At 51.6% G+C, this 9,637-nt stretch carries 9 protein-coding genes; all 9 read right to left on the reverse strand.

What is annotated here, in order from left to right; translation table 11 throughout:
• Positions 1-46: 46 nt before the first annotated feature.
• Positions 47-1,063: a lipoate--protein ligase A gene (locus X965_RS05590; RefSeq protein ID WP_004235393.1), complete on the reverse strand. Its 1,017-nt coding sequence runs from the start codon at positions 1,061-1,063 to the stop codon at positions 47-49.
• A gap of 56 nt (positions 1,064-1,119) precedes the next feature.
• Entirely contained in the window at positions 1,120-1,605 is a 486-nt protein-coding gene (locus X965_RS05595) for a C40 family peptidase (RefSeq protein ID WP_004235392.1), read from the reverse strand.
• A 91-nt stretch (positions 1,606-1,696) separates the two neighbouring features.
• On the reverse strand, positions 1,697-3,394 hold the full coding sequence (arnT, locus tag X965_RS05600) for a lipid IV(A) 4-amino-4-deoxy-L-arabinosyltransferase (RefSeq protein WP_051997312.1): 1,698 nt from the start codon (positions 3,392-3,394) through the stop codon (positions 1,697-1,699).
• A 194-nt stretch (positions 3,395-3,588) separates the two neighbouring features.
• Positions 3,589-3,984, reverse strand: coding sequence for a 4-amino-4-deoxy-L-arabinose-phosphoundecaprenol flippase subunit ArnF (arnF, locus tag X965_RS05605; RefSeq protein WP_170927066.1), 396 nt, complete (start codon positions 3,982-3,984; stop codon positions 3,589-3,591).
• On the reverse strand, positions 3,981-4,331 hold the full coding sequence (gene arnE, locus X965_RS05610) for a 4-amino-4-deoxy-L-arabinose-phosphoundecaprenol flippase subunit ArnE (protein ID WP_036417346.1): 351 nt from the start codon (positions 4,329-4,331) through the stop codon (positions 3,981-3,983). Before arnE ends, arnF begins: the two co-directional genes overlap by 4 nt.
• A gap of 6 nt (positions 4,332-4,337) precedes the next feature.
• On the reverse strand, positions 4,338-5,999 hold the full coding sequence (arnT, locus tag X965_RS05615) for a lipid IV(A) 4-amino-4-deoxy-L-arabinosyltransferase (protein ID WP_004235384.1): 1,662 nt from the start codon (positions 5,997-5,999) through the stop codon (positions 4,338-4,340).
• A gap of 6 nt (positions 6,000-6,005) precedes the next feature.
• Positions 6,006-6,899 carry a 4-deoxy-4-formamido-L-arabinose-phosphoundecaprenol deformylase gene (arnD, locus tag X965_RS05620; RefSeq protein ID WP_004235382.1) on the reverse strand — a complete coding sequence of 298 codons (894 nt, stop codon included), beginning with the start codon at positions 6,897-6,899 and terminating at the stop codon, positions 6,006-6,008.
• Entirely contained in the window at positions 6,899-8,884 is a 1,986-nt protein-coding gene (gene arnA, locus X965_RS05625; RefSeq protein ID WP_036417347.1) for a bifunctional UDP-4-amino-4-deoxy-L-arabinose formyltransferase/UDP-glucuronic acid oxidase ArnA, read from the reverse strand. Before arnA ends, arnD begins: the two co-directional genes overlap by 1 nt.
• Positions 8,884-9,637 (reverse strand): glycosyltransferase (locus tag X965_RS05630; protein ID WP_036417370.1); only part of this gene is annotated, 754 nt, incomplete at its 5' end. The genes arnA and X965_RS05630, both read right to left, overlap by 1 nt.

The following is a 9,637-nucleotide window of genomic DNA, read 5'->3' on the forward strand; positions in this document are numbered from 1 at the left end:
ATCCTACGGCACCGACCCGGATTGTCTTTCAGATTAACGGCATATTTTACTGAAGCTCTGCCACCAACCAGTCCCGCAACTGAATTAGCTCATCGTGCATGTCCGGATAACCGGCCATCAGCTCAGTGAATACCGCCGTTACAGCATCAGCGCTGTACCGCTGACCGGTCAGCAGTTGTGCCAGTTGCTCCAGCGGGGCCGGGTCAAGGCTGTCAGTAAAAATCTGCGCCCGGCTGATCATGCCGCGCTCCACATCAAAATGCAGTTCAATCCCGCCCCATTTAAAGCGGGTATCCAGCAGATGGCTGAAGGCCGGTGCATTGCCGAAATTCCAGTCCCAGCTACTCTGTCTGGCAAAGGTCTCGGCAAATCCCGGCAGATCAGGAAGTGAATCCGGTGAAATCAGTTCCGCCTCTGCCTTTTCGCCGTAATAGTCGAAGAACGCAGCTTTAATCGCTTCGCACACCTGCTCATGGTCAATCCCGGGAATAATTTCCGTCAGATTGGTCACCCGCGAGCGGACAGAAGTGATCCCTTTGGCCTGCAATTTCTTCGGATCCGGATTGAGATAATCCGCCAGACGGCTTAAATCCGCATTAATTAATACCGTGCCGTGATGGAAGCCGCGATCTTTGGTTTCCCGGTATGCCGAGCCGGAAATTTTCCGCTCACCGTCTTCGCAGTTAACCACCAAATCATTACGGCCGGATGCCGATACCGAAATGCCGAGCCGGGATAAGCCGCTGAGAATAATATTGGTGGAAACCGTTTTGTCATATTCCGGTTTCCCGGCCATAAAGGTGAAATTCGTATTTCCCTTATCGTGGAATACCGCCCCGCCGCCACTACTGCGCCGTGCTAATTTAATATGGTCAGATTCCATTTTTCGGGTATTACATTCCTTCCACGGGTTTTGTGCCCGGCCGATAACCACGGTGTCATTATTGCGCCATAAAAACAGCACGCGCTGGTCAGCAGGCATCTGCCGGAAAATACACTCTTCAACGGCAAGGTTAAACCACGGATCAAAGGAATCAGAAATAAAAAGACGAAGTGACGACATGTTGTCCCCCGGAAAAAATAGGCTGCCGATAAGATAGCATATTTATCCCGGTGATTTTAAAGTCTGCGCGCCTGCCAGAAGACTTTTTTCCAGTAAACGTTATCCAGGCTGGAACGCATCACACCTTTGCTGGTCGAGGCATGAATAAAGGCACGGTCAGAATCATAAATGCCGACATGTAACCCGTTCTCGCCACCGCCGGTTTTAAAGAATACCAGGTCACCGGGCTGTAAATCCTCAACATCGATCCGGGTGCCGTAGGTTGTCTGCGCTTTGGTGGTGCGCGGCAGAGAAATAGCGAAGCGGTCATTAAATGTCCGGTAGACAAAGCCGGAACAATCAATGCCGTTTAAATCCATTCCGCCGTAATGATATGGTGTGCCGTACCATTGCGATAATTGTTCCCGCAACTGGGCAATCACCATAATCGGGTCCGATAATTCTGTTTTGATCGGCGGTGCATGATATTTACGCGGCGTTGATGAACAGCCGACAACGGCTAATACGCAGATAAAAAGCAGAGAACGGAATATGATTTTCATTGTATTATCCCCGGTGCGGCAGACCTTCAACCCGCATTACTGTATTAATATCTGCGGGTGAAAGTCAATATTTGCCGTATTTTACCGGATGTTAAGGCATTTTCCGGTAATACAGTAATGTCAGGTTTTCATCAGTGACCATTTCATCGGCCGGTGAGACATCGTTCTCATCCACCCCGTGACGATCACGCAGAATCAGCGCAACATTACCGGTTTTACGAGCATTTTTCAGCCAGGATTCGAAATCATCATGCGAAATGAACCTTTCCCGGGTATCCGGATATAAGTCACTCAGCCCGTATTTCAGTTCTCCTGGGCGATCAAATATATAAATATCACTGCGCTGCAATTCCCATGCTGCTGATGTACCGATGCCAACACTATTGACCAGAATATAACGGGCATCTTTCAGCAATGCGGCATTCTTCTGAATAAAGATCTGCGGTAAGTTTGCCCGTTCAGTCCGCTCCGGTAACAGTGAGCTGACTGATAAACTGATCGCCACGGTACAAAATGCCGCGAGCATCCAGTAGCGGCACCCTTTTATCAGGGTTAGCGCTGAAACCACAATCCAGAACAGGAAAATCGCAATGGCGCCGATAAATTTACCGCGCTCAGCGGCAGAATACACCAGGGTATTTTCCAGATTATTGATTACCAGCAGGGCAATAACGGCGCAACCGCCAAAAATAATATTGATCACCGCGTTCAGTTTAAAGATTGAAACGGCTTGTTTCTTAATCAGAGTATGGATATACGCTGCCATCAGGATCGTCAGTGGTGCAATAACCGGCAGAATATAGGTCAGTAATTTTCCTTTGGCGATACTGAAAAATAAGAACGGTAATACTGTCCAGCACAACAGGAAGAATAATGGCTTATTTTCACGGCGCTGTTGCCAGCCCTGTTTTAATGCCCCGAATAAAAAACCACTCCAGGGTAAAACACCGGCAAACAGAATCGGAATAAAGAACCAGAACGGCGAGAGGTTTTGCGCCTCTTTACTCATAAAACGCTGGATATGCTCAACCATCACAAAATAGCGCCAGAAATCGGGCTCGGCATGATATATCGCCAGCGCCCACGGCAGCGTGATAAGCCCGGCAGCCGCAATTCCCGCCCAGCAATAACAGAGCATGGTTTTAAAGCGATGGTAGAAAATATGCACCGGTATCAGTGCAATAACAGGCAGCACCAATGCCAGAAAGCCTTTTGTCATCAGCGCCATGCCGCAGGCCAGCCCGAAGGTGATCCAGTAGCCCAGCAATGCACGGCGTGACTGTGCGGTAGTCAGGCCATAACTGAGGTAAATCACCAGTGTGACCCACATGGTCAGAATCGGATCCAGCGTACTGTAGGTTCCGAGAGCAAGCACCAGTAACATACTGGCATACAGGAAGGCCGCTGTACGGGCGATGACTTTCTCATCCCACATTTTCATTGCCAGCCGGTAAACCAGCAATGTGCTGATCATCGTCGAGAACAGGACACCAAAACGCACTGCAAATTGTGTGTGACCGAACAGCATCTGACTGATGTTATTTACCCAGTAACCCGCCACCGGTTTTTCAAAATAGCGGATATCCAGCAGATGCGGCACCACCCAGTTGCCGTCAGCCAGCATTTCCCGGCTTATTTCCGCATAGCGGGTTTCATCCGGCTGCCATAACGCACGGAATTCCAAAGGAATAAAATAGGTCACTGCAATAAACAACAGAAATAACACAGCCCACATTGCGGCAGACGGATACGCCACATTAAACGCGGACTTACGGCTGTTAACGTCCAATATAACCTCCGGACAAGGATACAATTTTATAACAATAAGGTAACCATCTCTGTTACTTCCATTAAGACCAGAGCCCTGCAGAATAATTCACGGAAGAACAGGATATTTTTGTTATACAAGAAAGAATAAAAGGGAGGATTAATTCAGGCTTAACGGTTAATGGCGGCTTAATAAAACAGTAAACCGCCCCGTGACTATGCGGCCGGCTTCTCTTTGCTGTGGATCAGACGCACACCAAACAGAATAAAAATAATACCGATGCTCTTTATCAGCGACACACCTTCATTAAACCAAGGCAGGAAGGCAGCCAGCAGATAGACAAACACATAACTCAGGCTGATAAGCGGATAGGCTTTATTGAGCGGCAAATCCCGCAGTGCGAGCAGCCAGCACACCATTGACAGGACATATCCCACCAATCCGGCGAAAACGACTGCAAACGGCTGCCACTGAGATAACAACCAGCGGATATCCAGCCATTGTGAGCTCAGTGCAATATCGGGTAATTGTGTCACGCCCAGTTTCAGCAGCAGCTGAGCGGCGGTGACAAACAGCACACTGCCGAGCACCCAGAGATATCCGCGCATCAGTGTCCCGCTCCCATCAGAATCACGCCGGTGACAATCGCGGCCACACCGCACCAGTGCTTGCGGGTCACCCGCTCACCGTATAAAAACTGCGCCACCAGAGCAACCACCACAAAGTTGATGCTCAGCATCGGATAGGCGATATTCAGCGGCATGACCTGTAAAAGCTTCAGCCACAGCAGCATCCCCAGGCCGAGCAGAAATACTGCCAGTACCAGCCAGTACAGGCCTCTGCGTTTTGCATTTTCCTGCGCCGCCTGCCAGACATCCACCGCCTGTTTCTGGCAGATCTGGCCGCCGCAGGTAAGAAAACTGACAATAATCAGTAAAACAATTTGCCCGAACACCATCACACCTTATGGCTGTTTATCATAGATATAGAGGGTCATCCGGCTGTTTTCAGTCCGTTTGTCCGCCGGCGGCAGTTTGGCATCGTAGGTGTCATTTTTATCTGTTACCAGTAGTGCGACCTGCCCTTTTTTGCGGGTTTCCGCCAGCCAGTCAGCGAACGTCGCATCATTCAGCAACCGGTATTCGCTGTCCGGATATTTCAGGCCGTAAGTCAGCTCACCGGAATTATTCAGCAGATAAATATCACCGCGTTTCAGTTCCCAGGCCAGCCCGGCACCGATGCCGACACTGTTACTGACAATAAACGGACTTTTTTCCAGATCAGTCATATTCTGGCGGATAAACGCCTGCGGCAGTTTGGAATCCACGGAACGATCAGGCACCGCGCTGCCGAATGTCAGACTGATCACCAGTGAGCAGGAAGCCGCCCACAGCCAGTGTTTTGCTTTCAGCAGATAACAGAGATACCCGATTATGCCCCAGATAGTAAAGGCGACAATGCCCAGTACCACTTTGGACCATTCATCCGGCTGATAGATTGGTTTTTTCACCAGATAACTGGCAACGATCAGCCCGGCGACCGCCACTGCACCAAAGGTCAGGTTCAGAATACCGTTCGCCTGTAATGCTTTCATCCGGTGTTTACGCACACAGTCAACGCCGTATTTGGCAATCATCACAGCCAGCGGTGCCATCAGCGGCAGCATATAGGTCGGCAGTTTACCTTTGGCAATACTGAACAGCAGGAACGGGGCAACAAACCAGCAGAACAGGAAAAACATCGGCGGATTATTGCGCCGCTCTTTCCAGCCTTTAAACAATGCGCCGGGCAGTAACGCCAGCCACGGCAGGCAACCGAGCAGGATCACCGGGATGTAGTACCAGACCGGCGAGGCGTGCTGGGCATCTTCACCTGAGAAACGCTGGAAGTGCTCCACCACAATGAAATAGCGCCAGTAATCCGGCTCCTGCTGATGAACCGCAATCGCCCACGGCAGGCTGATCAGCACTGCGCAGAAAACCGCCAGCGGGCCGAATTTCAGTAACTCAAGGAAACGCCGCTGGTACAGCATCACCGGCAGCATAGCCACCACCGGGATCGCCAGCGCAAGGAAGCCTTTGGTCATAAAGCCCATACCGCAGGCCAGACCAAGCAGGCACCAGGAGGTTATTCTGGTTTTCACATTTTCGGCTTTCAGTGCCCTGAAGCTGAAGGCCATCGAGGCAATCACCCACATGGCAAACATCGGGTCGAGCACACTGTATGTGCCGACACTGAACACCAGAAACATGGAGACAAAGACCAGCGACGCAACAAATGCCGTGTGACGGTTGCGCCACATCAGGAGGGTCATCCAGTAAACCAGCAGAGTGCTGATAAGGATGCTGAAGACAGAACCTGCACGGACAGCAAAATTGGTATGACCGAAGACCAGCTGGCTGACGTTATTCACCCAGTAACCGGCCACCGGTTTTTCAAAATAACGCAGATCGAGTAATTTGGGAACGACCCAGTCACCCTGTGTCACCATTTCACGGCTGATTTCCGCATACCGGGTTTCATCCGGATGCCAGAGCAGACGATCATTGATCGGGAAAAGGTAAGTTAACACGAAAAAAAGAGCCAGCAGAAAGGCTCCGATTTTACTCGCCCGGTTATTCAGCATGTAATGCTATCCCTCTTGTTGGCAGCCCAGCCACCCTTCCCGGCCGGGGAAATCACCCCGTACCACTTTGCCTGTCGGTAATGTTGATAAATCAGACGGCAGCAGTTCGCTGAGCGGACAAAAGCGGAAATCCTCGTTTTTAATCCGATCCAGCAATGCCTCAAACTGTGCGGCTTTGGACATGCCTTCCACTTCTGTGTGGATAGTATAGACCGGTACGCCCTGATCCCGTCTGATTGCATCGAGGATAAAGTCGTTAAAATCCGCATCAGCCACCTGCGGCCCCACCACTTCATCATAGGTCGGCAGTGTAACAGGAATCTGCACGGTTCCGGTAGTCCCGTCTGCAAGAAGCGGACGAAACGGATGCGTTCCGCGGCAATCACTGTTGTAGGCAAAACCAAATGCCTGTTTGGCTTCAATCACCCGTTCATCCGCGCGCCAGCCCGCCACCGCAGAGCACTGCACCGGCTGCCCGGTAGCCTGTGATAAGGCATCGGTACCCAGACGAATCTGCTCTGTGATTTGTGCCGGTGTCCAGCGGCCGATTTTCGCCTGCCAGCCCTGGTGATCCCACGCATGCAGGCCGACTTCATGACCGGCATCCAGCGTCTGTTTCATCAGGTAACCCAGGTCACGGGCTATTTTCTTACCCGGCCACGCTGTACCGGCCAGCAGAATATCCAGGCCGTATAATGAAGCCGCATTGGAGCGCAGCATTTTCCACAGAAACTTAGGACGCAAAAGGCGCCACAAGTGACGCCCCATATTGTCCGGCCCGACGCTGAAGAAAAAACTGGCTTTAATATCGTGCTGCGCAAATACCTTCAGTAACTGCGGCACACCTTCCAGTGTGCCGCGGTAAGTATCCACGTCAACCCGCAGGCCGACATTTTTCATTACTCGTCGTTCCTCAGCTCTTCAACCGCACCGCGCAGGAAGAAGTCGAGAGTTTCTTCCACAGTCTGGCGGGTATCGATAGTCGGTTTCCAGTCCAGTAAACGCTCAGCGTTTTTGATGCTTGGTTTACGGTGCTCCACGTCCTGGTAACCTTTACCGTAGTAAGTGCTGCTTTCGATTTTACGGAAGCCGGCAAATGGCGGGAAGTTATCACGCAGCGGATGTTTCTCGAAGCAGTCGAGCAGCATTTCTGCCAGTTCGCGGATACTCGCTTCGTTCACCGGGTTACCGATGTTGATGATCTGGCCGTCACACTTGCCGTCACGGTTTTCAATGATGCGGAACAGGGCTTCGATACCGTCATGGATATCAGTAAAGCAGCGTTTCTGCTCACCACCGTCAACCAGTTTAATCGGCGAACCTTCCACCAGGTTCAGGATCAGCTGAGTGATAGCACGGGAGCTGCCGATACGCGCGGAGTTCAGGCTGTCCAGACGCGGTCCCATCCAGTTGAACGGACGGAACAGCGTGAATTTCAGACCTTCTTTCGCGCCGTATGCCCAGATAACCCGGTCAAGCAGCTGTTTGGAAACGGAGTAGATCCAACGCTGTTTGTTAATCGGGCCGACAATCAGGCGTGAATTATCTTCGTCAAACTCTTTGTCATCACACATACCGTACACTTCGGAGGTGGACGGGAAGATGATACGTTTGTTGTATTTCGCGCAGTAACGGACGATTTTCAGGTTTTCTTCGAAGTCCAGCTCGAACACGCGCAGCGGGTTACGGGTGTACTCGATTGGTGTGGCAATCGCCACCAGCGGCAGAATGACATCACATTTTTTGATGTGATACTCAATCCACTCGGTGTGAATGCTGACATCGCCTTCAATAAAGTGGAAACGCTCGTCACCGATGAAACGATCAATCGCGGAAGAGCTGATATCCATACCATAGATATCGTAGTTGCCGTCTTCCAGCAGACGTTCTGTCAGGTGGTTACCGATGAAACCGTTCACACCCAGGATCAGCACACGCTTACGGCGGGCAACCTGCGCAGTGGCTTTCGGGCCGACGCGGACATCAGTTACGATACCCATTTCCGCTGCCAGACGGGCACCCTGCACATACAGGCCGGATTCCCCCTGGCCGCTGATCACTTCCAGCGCGCCGTTTCCGCAGGCAATCACCAGCGGTTCAGCAGAAATAACGGTTCCCGGACGTTTGCCTTTGTTATCGGCCAGCACGCGGCTGCGCCAGATGATCATTTTGCGCTCACCCAGGAAGGTGAATGCACCAGGATACGGTTCTGTCACCGCACGGACCAGGTTGTGGATCTGTGCAGCCGGCTGATTCCAGTCGATCAGACCATCTTCCGCACAACGGCGGCCGAAGTATGTTGCCTGAGATTCATCCTGAGCGGTGGTTTTATAAGTACCGGCCTCAATCAGCGGTAAAGTTTTGTCCAGCAGTGTTTCTGCGGCTTCACGGACTTTACCGTGAACAATCAGGGAAGTATCGTCACCACCGATAGTGACTTTTTCCTGTGCGACAATATCGCCGGCATCGGCTTTGGCAACCATTTTGTGCAGGGTAACACCGGTTTCGGTTTCACCGTTCAGCACAGCCCAGTTGATTGGTGCGCGGCCGCGGTATTTCGGCAGCAGAGAACCGTGCAGGTTAAATGCGCCTTTCGGTGCCAGCGCCAGAATTTCTTCGCTCAGCATATCGCGGTAGTAGAAAGAGAAAATAACATCCGGTTTCAGTTCACGGATGCGATCCACCCACAGCGGGTGGTTAACGTTTTCAGGGGCATAAACCGGCAATTCCATGTCCGCGCTGACGCGGGCCACCGATGAGAAGAAATGGTTTTCACCCGGGTCGTCCGTATGGGTAAAGACGGCCTGAATATCAAAGCCCGCTTTTTTCAGGGCCTTCAATCCGACACAACCAATATCATGGTAGGCAAATACGATTGCTTTCATTAGTTTTTTTCCTGAGTTTCAGTTTCACTGGTCTCTTTCGCCTGAGCGCCGACCACTTTTTGAATAAAATACCGGGGACGTGCACGAACATCGTTATAAATCCGCCCGATATATTCCCCGAGCAGACCCATTGCCACGAATTGTGCGCCGATAAACATAAATAAGATGGCGAACAGGGTAAACACTCCCTCTGCCGCCCACAGCGCGCCGAAAGCCACGCGCAGAATAATCAGTAACAGCGCCAGCAGGAAACCGGACGCCGCGATGATACTGCCGACAATGCTTAACAGGCGCAGCGGCGCGGTAGTCAGGCAGGTCAGCAGGTCATACATCAGATTGATCAGTTTGAGGAAACTGTATTTTGAGTCCCCGAACTCACGTTCTGCGTGTTTAACATCAATCTCAATCGTTTTACGGGCAAAGGTATTTGCCAGAATAGGAATAAAGGTGCTGCGCTCATGGCACTGTAACATCGCATCGATGATATGACGGCGGTACGCACGCAGCATACAGCCGTAGTCACCCATAGCGCTGCCGGTTGCGGCGATGATCATTTTGTTGATCATTTTTGAGGCGGTTTTGCGGAACCAGGAGTCCTGACGGTTTGCGCGGCGTGTGCCGACCACGTCATAGCCCTCTTCTGCTTTTTCAACCAGACGCGGGATCTCTTCCGGCGGATTCTGTAAATCCGCATCCATGGTGATCACCAGATCACCACCGGCCTGTCTGAAACCCGCCATAATTGCGGAATGC

It is taken from the genome of Morganella sp. EGD-HP17, from assembly GCF_000512315.2.
GTDB lineage: Bacteria > Pseudomonadota > Gammaproteobacteria > Enterobacterales > Enterobacteriaceae > Morganella > Morganella morganii.